Genomic DNA, 23,350 nt, shown 5'->3' on the forward strand with positions numbered 1-23,350 from the left:
AGGTTATATGGTTTAAAAGTTTTGCAGTGGAAGGCTGTTCAAATAACGCCTGACGGTATCGACAGCCCAGCTTTTGATGGCTTTATGGATGACTTCGCCTTTTGATTCCGGTCGGGAGGCGTTCAAATCGGTGAAATTACCCCAATTTAAGCCGTTTCCCTCCATCCATTGAAGCACAGTCGCTTCGTTGCGTTCGAACAGCCAGGCTGCCGTTTTTTCCGAAACAACCTGTTCCAAGAGTTCGATATGATTGGACGGACCGTATTCCACATCTTTAAGCAGGTAGGCAATGTCGTCGTAACCGCCAATCTGCGGAACGGGGACCAGCACAAAGCAGTCGTTGTAAGGCATGCCGCTGTCGAACACTGCCTCCATCAGCATGCTGTAACCGACATCACGGCCTCGCATAATGCTTTGGAAAACCTCCTGAGCCTGGTCATCTGTCAACATGTCGGCGAATCCGGGTTGACGCAGCAATGCCGTCCACGCGTCATGGTCGTTCATGACGGAGAAGGATACGGCGGCGGTATGGCGGTTTTCGGTCATATTGGGTACAGATCCCATTTCGTTTTCCATTCTGACGTATTCGGCCACCGGTACGATGGCACTGATCAGATTGGCGGAATAGCCCAGCTCGGCCAATTTGCAACCGATCTTATCGGTGAGGCTTTCGTCGTTAGACGGATAACAGATGACCTGTCCGTTAAGGGCCTCAGCAGCCTTGCCAGCCACTTCAAACTCCTTTTTGAACCATACGATATAAGTTTCAATATTTTTTTCCACGGTATTGCTCCTAAAAAAATGGGATACCGTTCCCCATGGGTACGGTCCCCAAGGGGTTGATAAAAGAAAATGCCGTACATCCCGAAGGATGCGTGTCATGTTTAACGGCAGGACACAAGACAGATAAGGTCTGTCAGCCTGTAAAGACAGGTATTTTCAGACGACCTTCAATCAAGGTCGTCTGAAAATACCTGCCCGAAGGCAGGTGTTACGGTAATACACCGCATCAATAGTCGCTGGGCAACATAAACGTGGTAACGCTGCGGTCCCACTCGGTAATTACCCAGATTTTATGATCGGCAACCGTATAGGAAGAAAATATCCGTCCTTCTTCGCCCGGCTTTAGGGCAAGACGGTTGGTTTTGGCATCATCCGGCGGCAGGTCATCCCACACGCCGCATTGATGTGCGTCCAATAAAATTTTGATATAGAGGTTGTTTTCGTAGAGGTCACGCGGAAGGTTTTCCTGCGCCCAGTTGTCGAGCGAGCGGGTGTAAACCACCCTGCCCACAGGGAAAAGCACGGGAAGATTTTCGGGCAAGTCTGCCAAATTGATGGAGTTCATAGGGTATATCCTTCAAAAAATAAACCGGATACACCCCCTGCGGGACGTACCCGGCAGGGTTAGAAAAAAATTTGACGGCTGTTCACTTGATCGTCAGGACACGACCGTAATCGGGAGAGCCGACGGTCAGATCGACCGCGCGGATACTCGGAGAAAACCGGTCGGTCGAAGTAAGCGTCACGACCAGGCGGTCTTTGCTGTCGTATTCCTCCGACTTTGTTTGGACCTTGGTTTTATGTGTCGAACCTTTGACCAATAACCTGCGACCGCCGGCCGAGGTAACGATCCCGTTAACCTGGCCTGCTGCCAGTGCCAACGCGGCATGCCACTGACCCAGTGCACACAAGGGCCGCCTTTTCTCTGCAGATACGGCAGAAGTGCCGAAATGCTGTCCGAAAGATGGCCACAAGGTACGGTTTTTAGACTGTTTCAGCTCCTCATCCAGCACATCGTGTTCCACCTTGAAGCTCATTGGGCGGAACCCTTTGGCCGAAGCCTCCGGCACACAGTATGCAGGGGTGCCGGCCGGAAGCGTTTCCGGAGCTGAGGCATAGTCCATCAGTAACCGCTGTTGTGCGTCCGCCAGTTTCTTACCTATGGACGCTTTGTTTTTCGGTCGAATGCCGAAAATAACCAGTTGGTTATAGGTATCCACCGCCGCGCGGATCATACGGACATCCGTACAGTGGGAAGAGATTTCGCCTGTTAGGTGCTCCGTCAGAGCGGCTTCCGGAACTATCATCACCAACACGCCCCCTGCCTGCAAAGTGCCGAAGGTACGCGCAAAGAAGAGTTCTTCTAGGCGTTTGGTGCGTTGGTTTGAGAGGTTGTCTTTAGCGGTAAAACCGTAAGGCGGATTGAGGAACAGTAATCCGACAGCTGAAGCCTGCATGGTGCAGTTTTCAATGTCGGATTGGACAACAAAGTTCAGACGGCCTGCGGCTTCCTGTGCCCGACCTTTGTCCAGTTCGACACCGAAAGTTTGGCAACGGATTTCTTCAGTCTGTAGAGTGGACGCGATAGTGGCCAAAGCCTCGCCCGTACCGCAGCAGGGGTCAAAAAGACGTAGCGTGCCGCCGGAAACTGAAGTATCCAGGCAGGCCGCTATACGCGCCAGTGTGGCGTTATCGGTGGGGAAATAGCCGTGGTCGCGGTGGTTGTTTGCGACACGGGGGTGCATGAGATGATTTTTGGTTTCCATATTGGTCTCCATTCAAAAAAAACGGAGACCACCCCGTGCGGGACAGTCCCCGCAGGGGTTAAAGTAAGGTTCAGTCGATGGTGTTACCGCGTTCTATATGGCGTACCATGGATTTAAAATTCAGCAATCCGCGCGGATCCTGATCCGGCGATCCGGGTATCGGAATTTTTCGACCGGTCAGCCGGTGCTTCAATGCACTGTGCTTACGGCCATTTTTGGGAAGGAATAACCACTCTCCTTCCGATACCAGTTGATGTACAAAATATTGGAAGTCTTTGTTTCTGCTATATCTCATTTTTTCTCCGAAAAAAAATAGGTCTTCCTCCTACAAGTGGTTCAAATACACGCATACGATTAAAAAAACGTAACCGCGTAACATCCAAGAAAAATCCCACTGCCGTACAAGACGTACGCAACAGCGGGATTTGCGGCTACAAGCCGGATTGATCTAAAAAGGAACGTATCAGCGTTCTGTTTAAATTGAGATGGGAATACCCATTAACATGACCGGTCATTTCGTGTTTTAGTGTCTTGCTGTGATTCACCAAACTTCACTAGCTTAAAGATACCAAACAACATGACGGCAATCAGAATTAGTAAGCTGTAGGTCATGATCATGGTTTTTCCCTTTCCTTGGGTTCCTGTTTGACAATCTTTGATTCATATTTATCCAAGTAAAAGATAAATACTTGGGCCACATAGGCGGCCAGTAGTAATACCAAAGTGTTTACAAACCGCTGGGTAAAACTACCGGTGCCAATCCAAAAATACGGTCCGGCAGCTAAGAAAGCTGCTTTAGACGTATCATCTAGGATTTTAACCCAAGAATCAAAGATCTTCTTTGATACTGGCAAATCATATGGGAATATGATCTTCAAAAACTTCTTAATCATATATTACCACCATATGTGTTTGTATCAAATAGATTTCATCCGGAACGGATGAGGTTGTGTACAACATAAATGTATCTCCTTTACAAAATAGGCGGAGATACATCCCCCAGCGGAGAACATATCACCGCCAGAGGGGTTGAAAAATAGCCGTGCCACATGAATGTGGATGATGATGTTTAACGGCAGCATCGAGACAGTAAAACGACTGTCGGCGTTTGAAATAGTTATATCAGAGACCTTCCAAGGACATTTCCAGTTTCATGATTTGTAGACAGTTATGCGCCTGTTCGTAAGTGGCGAAATAATCTGATTCGCGTGAAAAAGGCATTTTCATTCCGGGAAATGAATTTTCAGTGTAATCCCTGCCGACATAATATCCGGCATTGGATTGCATTACTTTCAGATCCGAAATGTAACTACCGGCAGAGTGTTTCATGGTTTTCCTTTGCAGTATATGAGATTCCAAGTTACAGGCTTTTTCAGACGACCTCGCGTTGAGGTCGTCTGAAAAAACCCACTTGACGTGGGTTGGATGCAAAAGCATCAATTATGTTTTGCGATCAGACGTTTGGCCAGCTCGACCTCGATCGAATCTTCGACCTGGTTGAGAATGTCCAAACCCGAATCCGGCATATCGCCGGAAGTCGATTGGGTCACGGCAATTTTCCTACCCATCAGCTCAAGGCAGATTTGCTGGGCGGTATCGCTGTACCCGGCAAAATAAACCTCTACATCTTCCTTCTGACCGATACGCCACGAACGACGTGCAGCCTGCATCAGGGTATAAACGTTATAACCTGTCTGCATGAAGTAGATGGTCGGAAATGCCAACAAATCCAGACCGGTTTTGACCAGCTCCGGATTACAGATAACCACCTGCACTCCTTCTGCCAACCGGTCTTCAACCCAGTCTTCCCGCTGATCGGCTTTGACCGTCGCCTTCATCACCGCCGCCTTGATACCGTGCCGCTTGAAAATCTCTTTCAGACGGCCTGTCGTATCCCGGGTATCGGTATAGACAGTGTAAACCAGGCATTTACGGCCTTTGGCAAGGGCTTCTTTAACTACTTCCAGCACATCGGCTTCCTTGGGAGAAATCTCCTCCTCTCCAAACATCGGTTCGGTGCGATGGAGTACCTTGCCTTCTTTTTTCCAATAAACCTCCTGTGCTTTGTAACAGCAATCCGGCCAAGCCAGTAAAGCACTCATGACCACACCCGTGAGGGTGTTGTCTCTGCTTCTGAGTGCCGCTTTCAAATGCGTTTGCAGCGTAGTTTCCATGATTTTGTAGGCTGACTCTTGGTCTGGAGTCATCAACACCGGCCGAAAAACTTCCGTATAGCCGGGTAAAACGCCTTCGCCCAAATCGCGCAACTTCAAAAACACGGTAATCGGCAGGACATACCGCATAATGCCCAACGGGGAGAACCCCGGTGCCTTGGCGGTTCGCACACTGCTGCGTTCCGCCTTGGAGCTGGTAAACGATCCGTTGCTGTATTCGCTGCCAAGGTGCCGGACGACTTCTTTCAGTACGCCATGCTTACGCATAAACGCCATACTTGCAGAACCCAAGGTATTACCCTTGTTGTAACCGAATCCGTCCTCAATCATCATCTGTGGCCAAAGCCGCCATAACAGGAAGAACAGGTCTTCCGCATAGCCGCCCATTAAGGTACCGGTCAGACACAGGATTTTTTTGCAGCAACGCGCCAAAACGCCCATCGCCTGACCCTGAGCCGTACCGTAGTTCTTGTACTCGTGGCCTTCATCCACCACTAACAGCCCGAAAAAATCCTTGGGCAGGTAGCGTTTGATGAATTCGGTGGGTTGGTATCCGCCGCGTCCGAGGCTGAACTCCGCTTTGCCCAAATCCCGGTCAATGCGCGCCGCCTGACGGTCGTCGAACAAAAAATCACCATTTTCATCCATCAAATTGGAAAACGCCTGAATGTTGTTTTCCAAGAGACCGGCCAGATACTGCTCGCCGTACATCCCGATGATTTTGGCAGCGGTTTTGGGACCGATGCCGGGCAAGGTGGTCATGGTTTTGAGTACGCGCTCGTACACCGTTGGAGCAACGCCCTCTTCCGCCTGCTCCTTCCGACATAACGTCCACAGCGGTTCGCCGCAGCGTTTGTCGTTGAGCATGTTTTTGCAAAAAAGACGGTTTTTGGACAGCACGTCTTTTAGACGGCCTTCGTTGAGATACGGTTTATTCTCCTCATCCCGGATTTCACCTCCACATTTCGGACAGTAGTATTCCGTTACCGGATAGCCTTCAGATGCACCTTCTGACGGAATCCACCGGCGGCGTACTGCGAAGGCAGGCCGCCAATGGTAGCCCATGCGCATCCGCACACGGCCCATCACAAAAAACTCCGGTACTTCGGGTTTTCGTTCAAGGGCGCGGATTTGTAGCAGCTTGGCCAATGTATCGGCTCCGTTGAGGATCCACACACGGGCATCAGGGACAGTATTGAGGATTTCGCGCCGCCATTTGTATACCAAATGCGGCGGGCTGAGTACCAGGGTGCGGTCCAGTCTTGCACGATGGGCCGCAGCAGCTGCAGCGATGGACATCATGGTTTTGCCGGTGCCCATTTCAGCATTGATAATGGCGGCGGGTTTGTCTTCCTCAACCAACTGCTGCAATACGGCACGGACGACTTCCCGTTGTGCCGTGAACAGTGGTCGGGCAAGACCATCCAACACTTCCTCCAGCTCCGGATAGGTTTGTCCGTGATAGACGGGTCGGTTCTGCTCCGTTACTGCTTGAAAAAGGCTTTCGCCGAATTCGGCTAAAAACTGAGTCAGCGGCATGTCGGTATCCGACTGCTCCGCTTCGGCGGTTTCCTCGGCTGTTCCAGTTACATGCGCCTTCTCGGCCTCCTCGCACACTTTGCGGAAAATTCGGTTGAAGTCTTCAATGATTTGCTTTTGATGCTCCTCCATCAGTTTCACAGTCTGGTCGAGTTCTGCGAAATCGGGAAAGAGTCCTTCAGCGTTTGATGCGGGGTATGTCATCATATGCTCCTATAAAAAAAACGGAGCAAAACCCCGCCAACGGGGAATTGCCCCGTCGGGGTTTAAAAAAGGGAAAACTATTCGTATTGGATGGGAAGTTGCACCAAACCTACACCGATACCATAAACTGAGCTTGCTGCCGCATAAACGGCCTCGTTATAGAAACGGTTGTCAAGGCTGGGCAGTGGCATAATTTCACCATCCTCCTTCACCAGTTCCGAACTGGCGAGGTCGGTAATGCGTAAACTCTCGCAGATAATATCTGCGTTTGCGTCGGTTTCCACTTCGGCAGTGATGCGGATCCGACCGCTAGGGGCAAGCAGGTTTATATCCGCCTGTTTCAACGGTGTTTCCGACGAATATACATAAACTGTTACCGAAGAAACAGCCACCATTCTGCTCATTGTGTGCATATTGCTCTCCTAGTGTTCGAAAATAGGAATCAACAGGTAAAGCCGGCGTTTTCCAGTGCGGATTTCAGACGGTCAGAATCCACCAAACTTTTCAGAATACTAAATGCCTGTTCTTCCGCTTTAGCCGATTTTCGGGAAACGGTGTTCAGTTGCAGTTCCAGGTATGGGGATTTGAAAAGAATATATCTGACGAATAGTCCCTCTCTGATAAGTTCTCGTACATGCAAATAATAGCCACGTTCGGCAGCATTATTGGCTTTCTTATACATCAACCCGATGTCCAAGGTTTTACCTTCGTTGAGTTTCGGTTTGATTCGGGTTTCGCTGAATTGGCGAATTAAGGGTAATGCGTGCATGGCATAAGCTCCAAGTAATAGGGAATATGCCATGCCCTAGGGAATGACGTATCCCCACAGGGTTGATAAAAATAGCCGTCCGCCCGGAAGGACGTGCGCAATGGATAACGGCAGTACGCGGGTGGCAGATAAGGACTGCCGGCCTGTAAACAGGTATTTTCAGACGACCTTACTAAAGTCGTCTGAAAATACCTGCCCGAAGGCAGGTAGAATAAGGGTTACATCATATCTGGCTTAACTGGACTCACCACATAACCCAACCTCCGGTTGAGATAGGGAAAATGTCAGTGCCTCCTTAACGGTATCAAATTCCGGGTCTGATCCGAATATTAATTCGCCGCTGGTATTGACCACATCACAGCCATAAACACTGCCCTCCTTCGTAATCCGAATTTCGACAGTCATTTCCTTGATATATTGCATTGTGTATCTCCTAAAACATCTTAGAGATACCTTACCCCCAATAGGGATATCGGTATCCCTATTGGGGGTAAATGGATCCGTTTACACATGAATGTAAACGCTCGGGTTAAAAAAAGAATCAGCCTTCGGATTTTTCAGCATTACCATCCGCCGGTATCTGCCGGGGATGGATGACCAAGATATCTGACTCTTGATCAATAACGCCCGCATTAGGTGAAAGTAGAACACCCAAAACGCAAAATAGCCAATCCAAATCACAGTTGTTGAATTTTTCGCACAAAGCATCCAAAACTTTATCTTTGTCCTCATCTTCCAACATTATGAATTCATCGGACTCATCTTTTTTTAAAGGATTGTATCCTTGTGCGACCAGATTCATCATACCGATGAATTCGCCGGCAATCCGCAGATCTTCATTTTCGGGTTTGGAAATATTCATAACCACGTTACTCCATCAAAAAGGTAAGTCTTCTTCAGTCTCTTCGGCATTTTGGGCTCGCACCTTTTTAGCCTTCATACGGTTCATTTCGCCTACTATCTCGCGAAGTTGTTCACTTTCACGGTGTTTGCGGTAATGGGCAAGTATGGCTTGGAAAATCGCATAATGCTTCCGATCCAGTTGTGTCACCGTACCCAGCTCGACGGGTTCGCCCCTATAGAACGAGAGAACCACATTTCGCATTATCTGAGCACCGCCGTAATTGTACGTTCCAAGCAGGATGTCTCGTACATCTTGCTGTTGAAACACCGTATCAGGATCGTAAATGACTTCTGTAAAATCATTTTCCAATTCACAAATACGTTGTTCCAGCCAGTCAGTTGCCATTTGACTTACAGCTTGCCTAAATTCGTAATAACCGAGGTCCTTCCAGGCAATTGGCAGTCTGAGTTCCATGGTCAATTTGGTTGACACACTGGCATCCTCTAACAACCATTTACCTGAAAGATACGCATAGCGTCCAAAACGGGCTTCGGGTAAAAGAACACGAGTTTCTCGACGAGTTTTCTCGTCCTCAAAAAGAAATTCTGCACGAAAATCGCATGTACGCAAATAGGCGGTTTTTTCGTAAACGTTGTAACAAATTATCATAACAGTCTCCAAAAACAGGGGAAAACATCCCCTGTCGGAGACGTATCCCCACAGGGTTAAAAAATGTCCGTCTCGGACGGATATAAAAATCCCACCGGCAGTTCATACTGTGGTGGGATTATGGGTTGCTTAAAAGGCCGATGCCAGAACAATCATCTAGACATAGTTGTAAGCATCAATCGTAAGCAGGCGATAAAGTGCCTTAGCGACACGATCGTATCCGTAAAAACCAAATGCTAGACTATGTCTATCATTAATGACCAAAGGTCCTTCCATCTCATTTTTCCGACTGTCAAAAACTATAAACTTATTTTTGTCAGTCATATAGATGGTAATGTATTCGCCTTCCGGCAAACCTTGGATAGGATTTTCAGATGAACTGGTGAGCTTCACCAACTCAATTCCTTTAAAGATCAGATCTTTGCCCTTTGGGTTAAATATTTCAATATTACTAAAGTGTTTCGAAGCATTTTCAATGATTTCGATCAGTTGAGACATTTTGTTTCCTTTCAGGAAGTGACAGGAAACGGTTTCCCCAACAGGAAAAGCGTTCCCGTCAGGGTTAAAAAATAAAATAGTGGGTTAAAAAAGAGCTACAATCGCAGTGCGATTGGATAATTTCAGCAGCAGTATCCAAGACGGAAGAAACAGTCCGTCAGCTGTTGAAATAACTCAGTCCAACTGACTTTTTCAGACGACCTGAATTTCAAATCATCTGAAAAAGCCCGCTAGGGGCTTTAGATCATGGTTGTAGTTGGCCACTTTGAAGCATTGCGGTCAATCGCACATCAAAATCTTCAGGAACGGTCACTTTAACAGCCTGTACACCGACAGCGGCATACTCTTCGCCAATTTCAGATGGGAAGCGTATTACAGAATTATCTGAGGAAAGCTCAGATAACACCGGGTACTGCCAATGATCCAACAACGGGATGTCGGAAAGCTGCTGTACCAACTTCCAAGCTGCTTTGTCTAAATCAGCTGTAACATCATCCAACATCACCCAACCGGTTTTCACATCACGATCGGGTTGTATCAAACACTCCGTATGCAAAAACATATGTGTCACCGAACCGTAATTATGGGTCGGGTACTTTGTTATGTGTTTACTCAGATTGATAAAACACTCTGCAGTTGTCAGACGCGGACAGGACAGGGAATCGTCAGGCCGTCTGAAACCCAGTCTGTCGTATCCGTAACCCTGCGAAGATTGCAGCTGCGCCTGAAAGGACAACATGTCCGCATCTCGGCCGTGTAGTGAAGCGAACATCAACTGTCGGTCCCAAATGAAGAAGGCATCAGCCATAAGGTTGTTTCTGGAAGTGAGATAAAGCATTCTGACCTCCTAGATATACCAAGTTTTTTCACGAGGATCATAGGAATAGCCAGCCTCACGTACAATCGAGACGACATTTCTTAAATCCTCACGATCAGCAAGAATGTACTCACCGAACCTGATATGTGACCATCTGTCTTCAATCATCTGCTCGACCTGTTCGACAGATTCGGCAAATTCTGGCAATTCAATGCCGTTTTCAGAAACAGGATCAAAAGTAGAAGCATGATTAGATTGTTCATCTGAAAAGCCGCATTCTTGGGCAAAATCTGCAAGATGTTGCCAGTCAAGAGCTGCATCTAAGTAAGAGGTGGCACCACCACCCCACTCATAAGCCTTAACTTTGAGCTGTTCAATAATGAAGTTTCCCTGGTATTCACCAGGCTCGAACTGTTTTAAAACCGGATTTTTGACATCGAAAGTGCCGATAGAGGTGGCCAATTTGGCCGTTTTGAAAGGGCCTCGACGACCCTGTATGATTTGCACCGTTAAGGTGCCTGGGATATTAATAGACATGGTATATCTCCAAAAAAGGGATATACCGCCCTGATGGGGTATATCCCCATAGGGTTGAATAGAAAAATTTGAAAGTTTGATCAGGCTGCCAGAGAACGACGGATGGTTTCAGGGTTCAGCCGAAAGCCCAAACGTGTCAGCAGGCGTTTGTCGGCCTGATGCAGTTGACTGGCTTTCTTCCACAGGGCTTCGATTTCGAAGCCGCAGCGGAGTTTGTAGCCGCGCAGGCAGTATTGCTGTGCTAGCTCTTTTTCAGACGGCCTGAACAGGTGTCCGTAGTCGTCTATCAAAAGCAGTCTGCTTGATGCAACATATACCGCTGTGCGGCGCGTGCCGGTGGGCAGATGAGTCAGAACCATACCTTTGCGGATTTCCGCAGATTTGATGGGGAGATCGCCGGTATTTCGGCGGGAAAAGAAATGAAACATGGTGCACTCCAAAAAAAGGGACACCAAACCCGCCGGGGAAGGTGCCCCGATGGGTTGAAAGAAAAGGCCGTACCTGATGAACCAGGTTTGCACTGTTTAACGGCAATGCAGAGAAAGAAGGCAGTCTTTCAGCTGTGAAATAGGTTTACCAAAAGCTCCGACCTTTGGTAAACCCGCTCGCAGCGGGCAATAGCCGCATCTTTGAACACACGGCGCTTAACGGAATACCACCCTGCTCTGCAACAGGGGCAAGGGATGCGGTATACGGAACAGCATCCAGTGTTGCGCAAAAGCAAAGCTGTCATGTACTCCGTTTATAGATGCAGTAAACCGGTTTCCGTGGGAGAAACGAGATTACTGTTTTCCTCAGGATTGACATCTCCGTTGGAAAAATAGTTAGAAAAAAAAACCGTGGCCATACGAATATGGCAGATGCTGTTTAACGGCGACATCAAGACTGATATAGCTAGTCAGGCTGTGGGAAACTTGCTTATCGGAACCTACTGTATCAGATGGCTCTGATAAGCCTGCTGATACAGGCTTACCTTTCCTTTGCTATGCAAAATAAAAAAAGACCTAAATAAGGTCGGGCAGCCGTAATAAAACGGCTGCAGCAATAAATAGAATCCAATTTGTTAAGGAACGATTTGCTTACTTGCGGATACCGTCTCGTGAGAGGCCGGTATCGACAAAAAAACAAGATAAAAAGCGCGTCCGATTAAAGGCCGGTCGTACCTGTATATTATTTTGTGCAGAGAATTCATAGATGGGTGCAGATTAGCAGTTGTCCGAATGGAACTTATTTAATTTAAATTTCATTTGGACAACTGCCAGAAAGATATAAAAATTTTATTTTTTATTTTAGAAGTGTTACACAACCCTCGCCTATAAAGGCGGTACGAATTAGGGTGTTCGTACATAATTACCGCTTATCTTGAATTGTAACCGATAGAATTATCTTTTATCAAGAGACAGTAGGCTTTCCGGAGAAATCTCTCATAAAATTTCTATGGAAAACCTACGCTGAAGCGCAGGTTTTTAAATTTCGGGTTACTTATTTCACAGAATGCTTTTCACGTTCTTCCTTTTCTTTCATCGCTCGTTTACCCTCAATGAAGATAAAGGCAACCATTGACACAGTCACAACGCCGACGAGAGCAGTAAAAACTACGGTAAATACATTCATTTTTTATATCCTTTCATGATGAAAGTTGTCAACCAAATTGTAGCACAGAATCCTAAACTGGCAATGCAGGCCAACATGCTTGGCCATTCAGCCTTTAAAGGAAATACAGCAAATTGTGCAACTGCCGCACCTCCCAGAAGCTCCAGCCTAGAAGTGATGAAATCAATCTGTTTTTCTGTCAGTTCATATTTATCCAGAATAGAATAGATATAAACTCGATACAATTTGTAAAAACCAGCAACCCGATCTGTTGCGCGTTTGAATAATCTTCTCATGTTTATCCTTTGTAAAATGAATTAAAAAGCCGGGATAAACACAAGTCCCTACGGGATAGTGTTTATCCCGGCGGGAAAATAGCAAAGCGAAAGTCCTAGGACTTTCGCTTCAAAGACAGCAATTACTGTCGGTTATTCGCGGTGTGAACCATAATTTCCCTGATTAGACTGTTCTGGAACAGTATTATCAGCAGCGGAATCTGCCTCTTGATTGGCATTAGGTTCGTCACGATAAAACATTTCGCCCCGTACTTTCAGATATTTGATTCTGATCAGACGGCCGTCAATGGTCGGTGTCAGGATTTTTTCTCCTGTTTCCCGATCCTCAGCTTCATACGTTTTTGCGTAAATATCGCCGATACGGAAACCGATAGTAACGGTTGGACGTTTTTTGTAGTCATTGGACAGCAAATCAGGGTAGGCTTTCAATAAATCTTCAAAAACCTTCTGTGCTTGTCCGCCAACAACGCGAACGTCAAAGCGGGTTTTGTCTTCTTCGTCACCACGAAGTGCCTGAATGGTGCAGGCAATATATTTACTTTTCTTGCTTTCAACCCAGCGTGGGCGATTTAGATAGCCAACACCGTCGCATGTCAGGTTGAAGTAAGTTTTTTCAGTTTTGCTAGTTTGCATGATATATCTCCATAAATAAATTAAGGGGATACACCATGCCCTTTGGGGATGAGTATCCCCAAGAGGGTTAAATAAAAAGCCATGCCCAAGTAAATGGGTGTATGCGTGAATGGCAACATACCGTACTTTTGTTTAGTGTAAAGTACAAAACACATAAAACAGTTTTATATTGGATGATTTGAAATCCATTGTCAAGACAATCAGTTAATTTTTACTCTGATTAGTAACTTCCTAAAAATATATCTTTTAGTAACTCCCAGCGGGGCTTTTTCAATCGTTTTTCATGATGAGCACTAATTGTTTTGGCCTTTTCAAAGATTTTTGCCAATTCAACAATAGTTTGGGGAGTGCCGGTACTGTTTGTTTCTTCAAATGCCTGCTCCAACAACAGGAAAAACAACATATCACTCGATAATCCCGTCCAAAGAGATTTTGAGGATTCATAAAACCCGCCCACACCGATCATCCAAGGCATTTCATATACCTCGCTGTTTTCCTTGTCTATAACACCATAACCGTATGCCTGAAAAATATCCCGCCATCCGACCGTTTGGACACCGTAATCTCCCATAATACGTTTTGTCAAACTAGGAAACATAACCTTTTGTATGAGTTTGCCATCCAATACAGCCCAATATTGTGCTTCATGTGCGGTTTGCCGACAAACCAATTTAATCCGTTCCGGTTCCGGGTAACCGTATTCACTGATATTAGCCGCGAGTTTTGACTGTTGGTGCTTGCGCATAAACGCAACCCTATTTTTCCCTTCATGAGCAGCAATAAATCCCAGCGGTTTAAAGTACATGTAGCAGCTTAAATTGTCACTACTGAAACATGATGAATACTTATGGATACGCTCTTTGACTTCATCTTCACGAATATCTTCCGGATAACCGTGAATGCTGGCACCTATAACCCGAAAAGGAGAGACATAAGCCGGATAATTTGTCGTTTCTTTAGAAGCAAGCAAAAGAAACGGGATAATACGGGATAAAAATTCAAATGGGAACATTGGACAGGTCAAATTGGTATTTAGAACATCTCCGACAAAATCCTTTCCCCAATCAGAACGATAGTATCGGTCCAAATCAACTTTCAGGCTACTTAACCACTCAACTGCCGAAACCATGTTGGCAGGAATATACTCCCGTTGTGTCAAATCGGTTATAAGTTCCATATCCGGTTATCCTCTCCATTCCCTTAGACGGCCTGTATCAACGTGGGTAAAGGTATTGTAATGCCCTACTCCGCCACCATTGAAATGTTTAGCCATCTCGGCAACCTGCCAATTCTCAATACCGCGTACGGTAATATCGACAGCTTTACCATGAATATGCATGGAATTTAAAGCTGCACCCTCTATATGTGCATTTCTGCGTGCTGTCCGATAGGCACTATTGATGGTAATCAGTGGATTGGTTTTCCCTGCCATTCTTGCCCATTCCTGTATCGCATACAGTAAATTAAGCAGTTGTACATCAATCTGTGTGACGGCATTGCCGTCCTTAACATCTCTCAGGTGCCAGCAGGCTTTTCGATATCCCTCTTTAAGATAACCGTTTTCTTTAGAAAAATGCTGTATTACGCCTTGTTCTCCAGTATCAGAACGTCTGAAATAAATTAAACGGTCACGCTGCCAAAAACCATTATCGGCCGACAAAGCAAAAGCTTCATCAGAGAAAAGAAGTCCTGCAACCCCGGTTGTATAAACTGCCGTGGCTGATTGCAGAGCTTTGGCAAGAAAATCCCTTCTCGTCATCTTAAGCTCCAAAATATTAAGGGCGAGGTGCAATCATTCTTGTATTACGGAAACACTGTTTGTCTTTACTGCAGTTCAACGACGTAAAGACGTAAGGCTCAGAAGCATTTTTAGGATAATCAGGGTTTTTACGGATATAGCCTAAATCCAACAGGGTTCGATATGTAATTTTCATATCAGCATAGACTTGTTCATCCAAAGGGTTGCCTGTTTTCTTCTTACCGGTTTTCGAACCGGATCCTGCCACAGTGTCCAGAGCCGCATTGGTTCCCTGAATACCTGCATTGATTTTTTGAGCAGCACGCTCAACCGGATTATCAGCCCAGTTGATACTGCCGTCAGGATTAGTAGAACAAGCAGTCAATACACCTGCAGTTACGGCTAAAATAAAGATTTTTTTCATATTCATGTATTAATCCTTTGAATTGTCTAATTTACTCTGAACAAAATTTATCCAATTACGCTGGATAAAATATACAAAAGATGCTCATTGAAGCCATTCAAAATGCTTACATTCCGGATACTTGGAACATCCCAAATATTTTTTCTCCGGAGCTTTCTTCAACGCTTTTTCCTGTAACGTTCCACCGCAATCAGGGCAAGTATCTCCGGCTTTGTGTTTTGCTGAATTTTTCGGCTGGTCGGAAGCTGCCGGTCTTGTTGGCCGCGGCCGTTTAGCCGCATCGGCTTTCGCCTGATCTACCAGCTGCTGAATCAGATCTTCCTGATAGGCCATAAAATCGGCCATAGTCAATTTGCCCGCCTCAATCCCTGCAAGCGCCAATTCCCACTTGGCCGTGGTAACGGGGTCGGCCACCATGGCCGGTATTTGGGCAATCAGTTTGCGGCCCTTTTCGGTAGAAACGATCTTGCCTTTCTGCTTCTCAATATAACTCATCTCAAACAGTCGGTCGATGATATTGGCGCGGGTCGCTTCCGTTCCCAGCCCTTCGGTGCTGCGGAGGATTTTTTTAATCTGCTCGTCATCCACGGTTTTAAGGAAGTCGGACAGGGTTTGCATTTCGTCCAATAGCGTCGCCTCGGTAAAGCGCGGCGGCGGCGCGGTTTTCTTGGTTTCCGGGTTACTGCCGGTTACAGTCAGTTGTTGGCCGTCTGAAACGGCCGGTAATACGGTGTTGTCGTTATCATCGCCGCCGTCTTCATCTGTTTTGCCCAACCATGTTTTCCAGCCCTGAACTTTAGGGGTTTGACCGGTGGCTTTAAATTGCTGGCCGCAGCTTTCCACCAAGATAACGGTCGCGTCGTATTCGTAGTCGGGATAAAACTGGGCAATGTAACGGTTGCGTATCATCAGATAGATTTCCCGCTCGTTTTTGTCCAGTTGGGCTAAATTGAAATTGCTGACTTTAGTCGGAATAATGGCATGGTGCGAATGTTTGTTGACCTGGCTGTCGTTCCATACCCGCGACGGACGCTTGGGATCGGCTTTGGCCAATACCTGGGCAAGATTGCCGTCAATGGCAGCCATAGCAGCAAACACATCGGCCACTTCGCTTTGTTGCGACTGGGGCAGGTAACGGCAAGGGGTACGCGGATAAGAGGTAATTTTGTGTTTTTCGTACAATTCCTGAGCGATTTTCAGTACCTTCGAAGCTGAAATACCCAGTCTCTTGCCGGCTTCTTTTTGTAAGGCAGACAGACTGTACGGCAACGGTGCCGGTGTTTTTTTGCGTTCGGTTTTGGCGGAAACGACACAACCTGTCGCATCGGCCAATTGTTTGGCCAAGTTGGCAACAAACGCTTTGTCGGTACACAGGCCGTCTGAATTTCTAAGTGTTTCAGGAATCTGCCATTGCGCCGTAAACCGTTCTTTTGAGGCCGTCTGAAAAACGGCACTCAAAATGTAATACGGATAAGGTTGGAAGTTTTCGATGATGTGGTCGCGGCGCACCACTAAATTCAGCGTCGGGGTTTGAATGCGGCCGATGGACAGCGTATGTTCTTTGCCGAATCCCTCCGAATAGGCCACGGTATAGGCACGGCTCAGATTCATCCCGACCAACCAGTCGGCGCGGGAGCGCGCCAAACCTGCCTGATACAGGGTTTCTTTCTGTTTGCCGGACATAATGGAAGCCAAGGCCTTTTTAACTGACGCAGTATCCAAACCGCTGGTCCAGAAGCGGGAAACTTTTTTGCGGTAGCCGCACAGATCCAAAATCTCCCGCGCAATCACCTCTCCCTCACGATCGGCATCGGTGGCGATGACGACTTCGTCGGCTCTGGCCAACAGCCCTTTGATGACTTTGAACTGCTTGGCCGCTTTGGGTTGGACTTCCATTTTCCAGTTATCAGGTAAGACAGGCAGAGCGGAAATGTTGCCGAAGTCGGCAAACTCTTCACCGTAAGCAGCAGGCATGGCCTGTGTCAGAATATGTCCGAATGCCCAAGTGACGGTGGTATCGCCTTTTTGGAAATAGCCGTCGAAGCGGCCGTCCAAAACGCCTAGCACTTTACCGATGTCCTTTGCCTGACTGGGTTTCTCACAGAGATAGAGTTTCATCACGCCCTCCTGCCTACCGTTTCCGTATTAAAGCGGAATGGTTGCTGAAAAGAACGGCATAATTGCGGGGGGAAGGATAATAAGACCAAAAAGAATCCCCACGACAGTCAAAAGGCCTTTCCAACCGCCCAAAAGCATACCTAAAACAGCAGAAATAATTGCTATCAGCATGATAATGCCACCCATACTGCCCTGCATAAGACCTAAAATCCAGTCAACACCGTCGGAGAAGGATTGGTCGCCAGAGGCATGAGCCGGTGCTGCCAGGGCAGTCAAAGCAATCATTGCCACGACAGCTTGATTGCTATTTACCCATTTCTGCTGCAATTTATTACCGATTTTTGTTTTTGCCATTTTATATTTCCTTATTTGTTAAGAAAGTTAAGTCACATTACTGCAACGGAGGGATGACTCCTGCGGGCAGGGAGTCGGGAATAGTCTGATTTTCTTGCGGTTTACTTTCTTGATGGCTTGTTGCCGCCGATTTTTTCCCGGCTTCTTCCGCTGCAACCTCTGCCGATTCTTCCACCTCTGTTTCAGCCGGCTGGACAACCAAAGGGGTAATGCGACGAGAGCTTTGAAGCCCCTGCTCCGTTGAATAGCCCACATCCCATTTTCTCGGTGTGACTTCCGAAAAAACACGGCTCGGATAAACCAAGTTGCCGCTTTCGTCCTCATAGGCATTGACCCATACCCTCATTACACGGGCAGGCTCCAATAAAGGCTTAGGCTCGCCGATAACGGCAACATTTGGTATGGTTTCAGGCAAAAAAGGAACAATCTTATTCGATGCTGATTTGCCTTTTTTACGATCATTCGTACCGATTTGGATGACTTCGTCCGGATCATATTCCTGCGCCGCATAATGTGCTGCGCGAACTGTCACACAAGGCATGCCTTTTACAGATTGAGGACAGGACAATTTGCCGCTGTCACCGACATTGAAAGTCGAAGAGCATGCGGAAAGCAGTAACATCTGCAATACTGTTGCACTTAAAATAAACGGTTTCATTTTCGGCCTTTCTTATCATGCACGATGTGTAAGAACACACCCTTAGTCAAAATAACCTCTCCCGTACGCAACGGTTCAACTTCCACTACAGGAATGGCCTGTGTTCCATAACTGCTATAAATATCGGCAATACGGTCAAAAGTTTTACTGGCCGCTTTCCCTGCTGCCTGCCCGCTGATACCGCCCAGGTTGATTTGAGTGCTGGTAGAAGTGCCGCTTGAACTGCCGGTATTAATGCTTACGCCGTTGGCAATACCTGTCGCGGTATTGGCGAGAGTTTCCATTGCTCCGACCTTGAGCAGTTGTGAAATAACCTTACCGGTTTTGGAAACCAAACGGCCTTGAAAACCGGGTTTGCCGTCTTCTCCATATACAGTACCGCTGATTTCCGCTTCAACCGCTTTACCGTCACTGCGGATACACGATAAGGTTTTGGTACGCATCATGGCTCGGGAATCCATGTACTGTCCGAATGTAGAAGCCAAGACAAAGCAATCGGAAAGATCAGAACGGAATCCGTTTGGCAAAATGGCCGTTCCTTTAACCTGCATCAACACAGGTAGAGGATCTTTGCTATCAGAATTGGTATTCGTAGGCGCATTCACACCGGTAAGCAGAGCAATAGATAATGTGGAGCCGGGAGGAAGGTATGTTTTACTTTCATCTTCGGCATCCGAAACAGCCTTACTTTTAGTGGAAGATGTTTCTTTTGCCGTCTTCTTTTCAGGGGCGGTGCTTTGGAACAGGCTCTGTCGCTCTTCTCCTGTCTCCGAAACCGCTTCACCCGTAACATCACCCGGAAGCTGTGCCGGCGGTGTTCCCGAAGCCCCTTCCGCCAAAGGTGCTTCTTTATTCACGACCTTATCCGGAACAGCTTCTTTTGCTGCCCGCATCTCTGCCTCTGCACGTAATGCTTCGGCAATTTTACGGTTTACATCATCTTCACTTAAGCCGCTTTTTTGCGACTCCGGCTGTTGTCCGGCCCGCTCCCGCTTATCTGCTTCCATCTGTTGGCGCAATGCCTGAATCTCCGCTGCCATGCGTTCTTCGTTAAGATTGCGGGTAAGCGGTGTCAGAACTTGGGTTTCTGTTACTTTTTCGGGCTTTTTCAAAATGCCGTTATTGTAGTCACGGATGCCGGCAGTAATCAGAATGAGTAAACCCACACCGCCTACCCCACCCAGTACGGCTATCTGTTTTTGCTTACCGGTCATTGATGACCATTTGTTTTTCAGCCCCATCATTTCGCTCCCTGCTTAGAAACCATGATCAGCACATCGGTTGTCTCGCCAGGATAAACACTGACTTTAGGATAAAAAGCGACGGCCATTACTCTCTTATTGGCACCGAACATTTCTTCTGCCAATACTTGCGGTGTCTGTGTCGTATTTTTCAACCGGTAGCGATAGACATCAAATTGGCTACTGCTGTAACGCTGTATAGGAGTAGAGCTCATACCGTTGGCCATACGGATGGTTTCACGCAGCGGCCGAACGGTATATCCACTCGGCAATTTGCCTTTCACGATTTCCTGTAATACCTCAGACAGGTTTTGTGCCAAGCCACCCTGTTTCGCGATTTTTCCCCCGCTTTTCTCCGCCGGAGACAAACCGCCTGTCGCCACGCTGATCGTCTGTGAACTCAATTTGGCTTGAGGAACCAAGGTCAGCGAAATAGGCAAAGTAGGATTGCTTTCATCATAAATCATGACCATAAACCGACGGCTGGACATGGGTTTTATCATGAAATTCGGGCCAAATTGCTTGGATTCGTACACCGTTTTTTCACCTACCATCACAGGGTTGGCAAATGGTGTTAAAACCAGCGATGGATAATTCAATGCAACTGGGACGGTATGATTCTCACCGTAAAGCGAGGTAATATTGTGAACACCACGTACCAAACCCTCCTGAATATTGTCCTGATAGCCTCCGCTGACGGGAGCTTTGACCTGTACAACACGACGCTGTGCAAAGTTGCTTTTTCTAGGCAGCTTTACAGCCGGTTCGGAACTTGACTTAGCGTTTTGAGTTGTACGTTTCTTGGGCTGTTTGGCTACTACTTCCGGCCAGACTTCCTCAACAGATCTGTAAACCTCCTCCTCTACAGGAGACGGCTCACTGGCTTGTTGAGATGATGCGCAGCCTGCTAAAGCGGCAATAATGGCCAAACTGATTAAATATTGATTTTTCATTCTGTTTTTCACGGTAACACATCCTCTTTGCCGGCCGGAGGTTCTACTCCATCAATCAACTGAGGGACAGCCTGTAATCCTGCAGGTGATGCTGCAGGCTGTTCAGGCATAGGCGCATTCTGTTCTTCGATTACTTTGTTAGGCTGGTTCGGTTGCGAAGGAGCCGGCTGACTGATTGAATCACGTGTAATTTCACTTTCCCGCGCATCAGGTATAACCTGCTTCGTATTTTCCTGACGTTTTTCGGCAAGATCTTTGTGGGAACGTACCCATGCTTCAGTCATCGGTTCGCCGGTATAGGCCTTGAAATAACTTACTCTAGGCAAACCGTTTTTCATATACATCTTCAATTCGTAGGTAGCCTGAACCGAGCCGATATTTTGCACCGCTCCCTTGCTGTATGCCGATGAAGTCAGTTTGCCACTGACATAAAATTTCTTTGTCGAAGGCTCATAGATGATGTCATTAGTCGGCTGGAAATAACTCATCGCATTGATGCCGTTATATTTTGGATTGCTTTTGACAGCCAACAACTGGGGTTTGAGAGATACCCAGACTTCGGGATCGAAGAACTGCTCCATACTGTTGGAAACAAAATCTACAGATTCCGGCACAACAGATGAAATAGTAGAAACGATATACAAAGCCATCGGCTCAAAGTATTCGGTAGAGGCATGGTCAAAGGCGACTATTGCCTTTTTAGTGAGATGGGGCGGTTGGATAACCAAGCGTTCATGCATGGTTACGACTTTAAATGTCAGCAGAACGGCAATAGTTGTCGCACCAAGTGCAACAAATTTAAGGGTTCTGTTTTCTCCAACCAGGTTAGCCATCGATTTGCGTGCTGTTTTTAACTGCATGATATTTACTCCTCTACCCGTTGCAGCAAGCCGTTGATAAATACTTTGTTCAGAGGGAGTCCGGAAAGGTGGAACAGATGGATAAACGCCCCCGGCAAACTATTCCGTTTCAGACGGATATATAAAATGCTCATCAGGATGCCGCCAATCAAGCCAAATACATACATCATGGTATTGGTTGCTTGGATATTGATGATCGCCGCAATAGCTAATCCTAAAAAAATCGGCATTAAATCATCTGCTTCGAACATCAAAACCTGCTGCATGGTATCGAGATACTCTGGAAAATAAACTTCTTCTGTAGTCATGACTGATCTCCTTAATTAGTCGCATAAGCCTGCATCCGGAAGCCTGTATTTCCCGTATGCGCATTCTTTTTCAATACTGATACCCCGTCCTTCCAAATAAGCTGCAACGGCATTTACCCGCTTTTGTGAAAGCTTGAGATTATATGAACCCGAAGCTCGGGGATCCGCATACCCAGATAAAACCACCGTACCACTCGGCAATTTCGACAGTACGGCATGAAGACGTTGTCTTTCCTGTTTGCTGATAGTCGATGAATCAGTTGAAAAATAAACGGTATGAAGATGTTTAGTTCCAGATCCGCCCTCTTCAAACGATAATCGGATGCCGAAAGGGCTGATTTCCTGTCCCCGCCAGATATAGGTACCTTCTTCAATACCCATCAGGGCGACATCCGAATACCCCGCAGGCTGCCGTAAAACAACCAATTCCGTTCGCTCCATCGGAGCGGCGACCACACCTTGGTTTTGTAACTGCTCGGTTTCTTCCGGCGGCATCGACTGGCAGGCTCCCAGTAATATCGGAAAAATCATTAAAACTGTTTTGATTCTAAAATCAGGCATTTTTACCACCTTTCAAATTGGCCCATATTTCAAACAGCAATATCCAAACCGCGTTTGCTGTGATGATTCCCCCGAACAGTCTGATCCAAAAAACATAACTGTTATAAGCATGCAACTGTAATGCCCGGGCGGCATCAGACGGCCATCCTGCAACTGAAACGGCAGCAGGGGCAAAACAATCGGGGGTCGATAGAAAACTTGCTACCGTTATTAAAGCGGTTTTCAATATCTCCGAAATATGCCCCATCGAAAGAATGGCTGCCTGTGCAGGCATTGTGCAACGCAGCGGAGGCGTAGCCGTCAACGTATATCCTCCCCATATCAGAATTGCACTCCAGAAAATCAGCTTCCGATAAGGTTTAATTTTTTTCCATTGCATCAGATACCAATCCGTTTAACAGCTGGGTCAGAAGGTTATAGTCGCCATTAGTAAAGCCTGCATGAGTATTGTATTTCCCTGCCACCCCGAAGGTTGGGGTTACAGTTACATGGTAGCGACGCGCCAAATCCATTGCTCTGGCAATCCGGTTTTGGGTGTTTTTGCTGTTCAGTGACGCATTGATTTGCGCCTGATTGAATCCCATCCGTTTTAAAATGCCGACATAGGTTTCAGGAGTCACCTTCCTGTTGGTTGTTTCACCATAAGCAAGTCTCATATATTCGGCCGTTCTTTCAGGAGCTAAATCACGGACGATATAAAATGCAGTAGCTGCTGCACTTTGGCTCTTACTCCCGAAAAGCGGGACAAAAACCAAGCGGTAGGGATTCGGCAGCGTTCTACCCCACTGCTGAAACCCTGCCCACGAACTAGCGCAATATGGGCAGTCAAATGAAACAAACATATAAATTCTTTGTGCTTCATCTTTATAATTTCCCACTGTTTGATAGGGTTTAATGACTCCGGCCAAATCAGCCGTCGTCTTTGACGACTGTGCGGATAATTCCGGTTCTGCAAAAGCAGTTAGTGGAATCAATGAAAGAGCCAATAATACCGATGCCAGTTTTTTTTGCAT

31 protein-coding genes are annotated in these 23,350 nt (G+C 46.9%); all 31 read right to left on the reverse strand.

Annotation, left to right across the window (positions count from 1 at the left end; translation table 11 throughout):
• Positions 1-12: 12 nt before the first annotated feature.
• The 31 genes from DBY97_RS07690 to DBY97_RS07840 all read right to left on the reverse strand — a co-directional run bounded on the left by DBY97_RS07690 (position 13) and on the right by DBY97_RS07840 (position 23,350).
• Positions 13-783, reverse strand: a complete 771-nt coding sequence (locus tag DBY97_RS07690; RefSeq protein ID WP_234394534.1) for a hypothetical protein — start codon at positions 781-783, stop codon at positions 13-15.
• 226 nt (positions 784-1,009) lie between these two features.
• Positions 1,010-1,348 carry a hypothetical protein gene (locus tag DBY97_RS07695; protein WP_107697275.1) on the reverse strand — a complete coding sequence of 113 codons (339 nt, stop codon included), beginning with the start codon at positions 1,346-1,348 and terminating at the stop codon, positions 1,010-1,012.
• Between the two features lie 82 nt (positions 1,349-1,430).
• Entirely contained in the window at positions 1,431-2,549 is a 1,119-nt protein-coding gene (locus DBY97_RS07700) for a DUF6094 domain-containing protein (RefSeq protein ID WP_107697276.1), read from the reverse strand.
• Between the two features lie 614 nt (positions 2,550-3,163).
• Entirely contained in the window at positions 3,164-3,442 is a 279-nt protein-coding gene (locus DBY97_RS07710) for a hypothetical protein (RefSeq protein ID WP_107697278.1), read from the reverse strand.
• 229 nt (positions 3,443-3,671) lie between these two features.
• Positions 3,672-3,878, reverse strand: a complete 207-nt coding sequence (locus DBY97_RS07715; RefSeq protein ID WP_107697279.1) for a hypothetical protein — start codon at positions 3,876-3,878, stop codon at positions 3,672-3,674.
• Positions 3,879-3,985: 107 nt separating this feature from the next.
• Entirely contained in the window at positions 3,986-6,466 is a 2,481-nt protein-coding gene (locus DBY97_RS07720; RefSeq protein ID WP_107697280.1) for a DEAD/DEAH box helicase family protein, read from the reverse strand.
• A 77-nt stretch (positions 6,467-6,543) separates the two neighbouring features.
• Complete coding sequence (locus DBY97_RS07725; RefSeq protein ID WP_159068517.1) at positions 6,544-6,879, reverse strand: hypothetical protein; 336 nt, start codon at positions 6,877-6,879, stop codon at positions 6,544-6,546.
• Positions 6,880-6,908: 29 nt separating this feature from the next.
• Entirely contained in the window at positions 6,909-7,235 is a 327-nt protein-coding gene (locus tag DBY97_RS07730; protein ID WP_107697282.1) for a hypothetical protein, read from the reverse strand.
• 234 nt (positions 7,236-7,469) lie between these two features.
• On the reverse strand, positions 7,470-7,658 hold the full coding sequence (locus tag DBY97_RS07735) for a hypothetical protein (RefSeq protein ID WP_107697283.1): 189 nt from the start codon (positions 7,656-7,658) through the stop codon (positions 7,470-7,472).
• Positions 7,659-7,776: 118 nt separating this feature from the next.
• Entirely contained in the window at positions 7,777-8,097 is a 321-nt protein-coding gene (locus DBY97_RS07740) for a hypothetical protein (RefSeq protein WP_107697284.1), read from the reverse strand.
• A 15-nt stretch (positions 8,098-8,112) separates the two neighbouring features.
• The gene (locus DBY97_RS07745; RefSeq protein ID WP_234394535.1) at positions 8,113-8,748 is read right to left on the reverse strand and encodes a hypothetical protein; all 636 of its coding nucleotides are present in this window, start codon (positions 8,746-8,748) and stop codon (positions 8,113-8,115) included.
• A gap of 156 nt (positions 8,749-8,904) precedes the next feature.
• Complete coding sequence (locus DBY97_RS07750) at positions 8,905-9,246, reverse strand: hypothetical protein (RefSeq protein WP_107697285.1); 342 nt, start codon at positions 9,244-9,246, stop codon at positions 8,905-8,907.
• Positions 9,247-9,490: 244 nt separating this feature from the next.
• Positions 9,491-10,084 (reverse strand): hypothetical protein, encoded by a 594-nt coding sequence (locus DBY97_RS07755; RefSeq protein WP_107697286.1) that lies wholly within the window; start codon positions 10,082-10,084, stop codon positions 9,491-9,493.
• Between the two features lie 9 nt (positions 10,085-10,093).
• Positions 10,094-10,600: a DUF3275 family protein gene (locus tag DBY97_RS07760; protein WP_107697287.1), complete on the reverse strand. Its 507-nt coding sequence runs from the start codon at positions 10,598-10,600 to the stop codon at positions 10,094-10,096.
• An 80-nt stretch (positions 10,601-10,680) separates the two neighbouring features.
• Complete coding sequence (locus DBY97_RS07765; RefSeq protein WP_107810878.1) at positions 10,681-11,028, reverse strand: hypothetical protein; 348 nt, start codon at positions 11,026-11,028, stop codon at positions 10,681-10,683.
• 1,054 nt (positions 11,029-12,082) lie between these two features.
• Positions 12,083-12,214 (reverse strand): hypothetical protein, encoded by a 132-nt coding sequence (locus tag DBY97_RS11575; RefSeq protein ID WP_283120754.1) that lies wholly within the window; start codon positions 12,212-12,214, stop codon positions 12,083-12,085.
• Positions 12,211-12,489, reverse strand: a complete 279-nt coding sequence (locus DBY97_RS07770; RefSeq protein ID WP_107697289.1) for a hypothetical protein — start codon at positions 12,487-12,489, stop codon at positions 12,211-12,213. Before DBY97_RS07770 ends, DBY97_RS11575 begins: the two co-directional genes overlap by 4 nt.
• Before the next feature lie 132 nt (positions 12,490-12,621).
• The gene (locus DBY97_RS07775) at positions 12,622-13,122 is read right to left on the reverse strand and encodes a DUF3577 domain-containing protein (protein ID WP_107697290.1); all 501 of its coding nucleotides are present in this window, start codon (positions 13,120-13,122) and stop codon (positions 12,622-12,624) included.
• Between the two features lie 220 nt (positions 13,123-13,342).
• The gene (locus DBY97_RS07780) at positions 13,343-14,299 is read right to left on the reverse strand and encodes a hypothetical protein (protein ID WP_107697291.1); all 957 of its coding nucleotides are present in this window, start codon (positions 14,297-14,299) and stop codon (positions 13,343-13,345) included.
• Between the two features lie 6 nt (positions 14,300-14,305).
• Complete coding sequence (locus DBY97_RS07785; RefSeq protein WP_107697292.1) at positions 14,306-14,881, reverse strand: YcbK family protein; 576 nt, start codon at positions 14,879-14,881, stop codon at positions 14,306-14,308.
• A gap of 16 nt (positions 14,882-14,897) precedes the next feature.
• A complete protein-coding gene (locus tag DBY97_RS07790) occupies positions 14,898-15,290 on the reverse strand; it encodes a hypothetical protein (RefSeq protein ID WP_107697293.1) in 393 nt (130 codons plus the stop codon).
• Positions 15,291-15,368: 78 nt separating this feature from the next.
• The gene (locus tag DBY97_RS07795) at positions 15,369-17,402 is read right to left on the reverse strand and encodes a DNA topoisomerase 3 (RefSeq protein WP_107697294.1); all 2,034 of its coding nucleotides are present in this window, start codon (positions 17,400-17,402) and stop codon (positions 15,369-15,371) included.
• A gap of 27 nt (positions 17,403-17,429) precedes the next feature.
• The gene (locus DBY97_RS07800; protein ID WP_107697295.1) at positions 17,430-17,756 is read right to left on the reverse strand and encodes a TrbC/VirB2 family protein; all 327 of its coding nucleotides are present in this window, start codon (positions 17,754-17,756) and stop codon (positions 17,430-17,432) included.
• 37 nt (positions 17,757-17,793) lie between these two features.
• The gene (locus DBY97_RS07805) at positions 17,794-18,414 is read right to left on the reverse strand and encodes a TraV family lipoprotein (protein ID WP_107697296.1); all 621 of its coding nucleotides are present in this window, start codon (positions 18,412-18,414) and stop codon (positions 17,794-17,796) included.
• The gene (locus DBY97_RS07810) at positions 18,411-19,658 is read right to left on the reverse strand and encodes a TraB/VirB10 family protein (RefSeq protein WP_107697297.1); all 1,248 of its coding nucleotides are present in this window, start codon (positions 19,656-19,658) and stop codon (positions 18,411-18,413) included. The genes DBY97_RS07805 and DBY97_RS07810 overlap by 4 nt, the downstream gene beginning before the upstream one ends.
• A complete protein-coding gene (locus DBY97_RS07815; RefSeq protein ID WP_107697298.1) occupies positions 19,655-20,608 on the reverse strand; it encodes a TraK domain-containing protein in 954 nt (317 codons plus the stop codon). The genes DBY97_RS07810 and DBY97_RS07815 overlap by 4 nt, the downstream gene beginning before the upstream one ends.
• An 8-nt stretch (positions 20,609-20,616) precedes the next feature.
• Positions 20,617-21,468 carry a TraE/TraK family type IV conjugative transfer system protein gene (locus DBY97_RS07820; RefSeq protein ID WP_107697299.1) on the reverse strand — a complete coding sequence of 284 codons (852 nt, stop codon included), beginning with the start codon at positions 21,466-21,468 and terminating at the stop codon, positions 20,617-20,619.
• Positions 21,469-21,473: 5 nt separating this feature from the next.
• Complete coding sequence (locus DBY97_RS07825) at positions 21,474-21,776, reverse strand: type IV conjugative transfer system protein TraL (protein WP_107697300.1); 303 nt, start codon at positions 21,774-21,776, stop codon at positions 21,474-21,476.
• 15 nt (positions 21,777-21,791) lie between these two features.
• Complete coding sequence (locus tag DBY97_RS07830) at positions 21,792-22,337, reverse strand: OmpA family protein (RefSeq protein WP_107697301.1); 546 nt, start codon at positions 22,335-22,337, stop codon at positions 21,792-21,794.
• Positions 22,330-22,716, reverse strand: a complete 387-nt coding sequence (locus DBY97_RS07835) for a hypothetical protein (RefSeq protein WP_107697302.1) — start codon at positions 22,714-22,716, stop codon at positions 22,330-22,332. Before DBY97_RS07835 ends, DBY97_RS07830 begins: the two co-directional genes overlap by 8 nt.
• Complete coding sequence (locus DBY97_RS07840; protein ID WP_107697303.1) at positions 22,697-23,350, reverse strand: DsbA family protein; 654 nt, start codon at positions 23,348-23,350, stop codon at positions 22,697-22,699. The genes DBY97_RS07835 and DBY97_RS07840 overlap by 20 nt, the downstream gene beginning before the upstream one ends.

Origin of the sequence: Neisseria subflava, assembly GCF_003044645.1 — a bacterium.
In the GTDB taxonomy this organism is placed as follows: domain Bacteria; phylum Pseudomonadota; class Gammaproteobacteria; order Burkholderiales; family Neisseriaceae; genus Neisseria; species Neisseria subflava_B.

Excerpts from the sequence above, each read along its gene's own strand:
- DBY97_RS07780 (WP_107697291.1), bottom strand. The coding sequence starts at position 14,299 with ATGGAACTTATAACCGATTTGACACAACGGGAGTATATTCCTGCCAAC.
- DBY97_RS07740 (WP_107697284.1), bottom strand. The coding sequence starts at position 8,097 with ATGAATATTTCCAAACCCGAAAATGAAGATCTGCGGATTGCCGGCGAA.
- DBY97_RS07720 (WP_107697280.1), bottom strand. The coding sequence starts at position 6,466 with ATGACATACCCCGCATCAAACGCTGAAGGACTCTTTCCCGATTTCGCA.
- DBY97_RS07840 (WP_107697303.1), bottom strand. The coding sequence starts at position 23,350 with ATGCAAAAAAAACTGGCATCGGTATTATTGGCTCTTTCATTGATTCCA.
- DBY97_RS07755 (WP_107697286.1), bottom strand. The coding sequence starts at position 10,084 with ATGCTTTATCTCACTTCCAGAAACAACCTTATGGCTGATGCCTTCTTC.
- DBY97_RS07820 (WP_107697299.1), bottom strand. The coding sequence starts at position 21,468 with ATGCAGTTAAAAACAGCACGCAAATCGATGGCTAACCTGGTTGGAGAA.
- DBY97_RS07715 (WP_107697279.1), bottom strand. The coding sequence starts at position 3,878 with ATGAAACACTCTGCCGGTAGTTACATTTCGGATCTGAAAGTAATGCAA.
- DBY97_RS07710 (WP_107697278.1), bottom strand. The coding sequence starts at position 3,442 with ATGATTAAGAAGTTTTTGAAGATCATATTCCCATATGATTTGCCAGTA.
- DBY97_RS07795 (WP_107697294.1), bottom strand. The coding sequence starts at position 17,402 with ATGAAACTCTATCTCTGTGAGAAACCCAGTCAGGCAAAGGACATCGGT.
- DBY97_RS07750 (WP_107697285.1), bottom strand. The coding sequence starts at position 9,246 with ATGTCTCAACTGATCGAAATCATTGAAAATGCTTCGAAACACTTTAGT.
- DBY97_RS07825 (WP_107697300.1), bottom strand. The coding sequence starts at position 21,776 with ATGACTACAGAAGAAGTTTATTTTCCAGAGTATCTCGATACCATGCAG.
- DBY97_RS11575 (WP_283120754.1), bottom strand. The coding sequence starts at position 12,214 with ATGAATGTATTTACCGTAGTTTTTACTGCTCTCGTCGGCGTTGTGACT.
- DBY97_RS07785 (WP_107697292.1), bottom strand. The coding sequence starts at position 14,881 with ATGACGAGAAGGGATTTTCTTGCCAAAGCTCTGCAATCAGCCACGGCA.
- DBY97_RS07810 (WP_107697297.1), bottom strand. The coding sequence starts at position 19,658 with ATGATGGGGCTGAAAAACAAATGGTCATCAATGACCGGTAAGCAAAAA.
- DBY97_RS07800 (WP_107697295.1), bottom strand. The coding sequence starts at position 17,756 with ATGGCAAAAACAAAAATCGGTAATAAATTGCAGCAGAAATGGGTAAAT.
- DBY97_RS07765 (WP_107810878.1), bottom strand. The coding sequence starts at position 11,028 with ATGTTTCATTTCTTTTCCCGCCGAAATACCGGCGATCTCCCCATCAAA.
- DBY97_RS07760 (WP_107697287.1), bottom strand. The coding sequence starts at position 10,600 with ATGTCTATTAATATCCCAGGCACCTTAACGGTGCAAATCATACAGGGT.
- DBY97_RS07735 (WP_107697283.1), bottom strand. The coding sequence starts at position 7,658 with ATGCAATATATCAAGGAAATGACTGTCGAAATTCGGATTACGAAGGAG.
- DBY97_RS07695 (WP_107697275.1), bottom strand. The coding sequence starts at position 1,348 with ATGAACTCCATCAATTTGGCAGACTTGCCCGAAAATCTTCCCGTGCTT.
- DBY97_RS07790 (WP_107697293.1), bottom strand. The coding sequence starts at position 15,290 with ATGAATATGAAAAAAATCTTTATTTTAGCCGTAACTGCAGGTGTATTG.
- DBY97_RS07700 (WP_107697276.1), bottom strand. The coding sequence starts at position 2,549 with ATGGAAACCAAAAATCATCTCATGCACCCCCGTGTCGCAAACAACCAC.
- DBY97_RS07725 (WP_159068517.1), bottom strand. The coding sequence starts at position 6,879 with ATGCACACAATGAGCAGAATGGTGGCTGTTTCTTCGGTAACAGTTTAT.
- DBY97_RS07830 (WP_107697301.1), bottom strand. The coding sequence starts at position 22,337 with ATGCCTGATTTTAGAATCAAAACAGTTTTAATGATTTTTCCGATATTA.
- DBY97_RS07805 (WP_107697296.1), bottom strand. The coding sequence starts at position 18,414 with ATGAAACCGTTTATTTTAAGTGCAACAGTATTGCAGATGTTACTGCTT.
- DBY97_RS07770 (WP_107697289.1), bottom strand. The coding sequence starts at position 12,489 with ATGAGAAGATTATTCAAACGCGCAACAGATCGGGTTGCTGGTTTTTAC.
- DBY97_RS07835 (WP_107697302.1), bottom strand. The coding sequence starts at position 22,716 with ATGCAATGGAAAAAAATTAAACCTTATCGGAAGCTGATTTTCTGGAGT.
- DBY97_RS07730 (WP_107697282.1), bottom strand. The coding sequence starts at position 7,235 with ATGCACGCATTACCCTTAATTCGCCAATTCAGCGAAACCCGAATCAAA.
- DBY97_RS07815 (WP_107697298.1), bottom strand. The coding sequence starts at position 20,608 with ATGAAAAATCAATATTTAATCAGTTTGGCCATTATTGCCGCTTTAGCA.
- DBY97_RS07745 (WP_234394535.1), bottom strand. The coding sequence starts at position 8,748 with ATGATAATTTGTTACAACGTTTACGAAAAAACCGCCTATTTGCGTACA.
- DBY97_RS07775 (WP_107697290.1), bottom strand. The coding sequence starts at position 13,122 with ATGCAAACTAGCAAAACTGAAAAAACTTACTTCAACCTGACATGCGAC.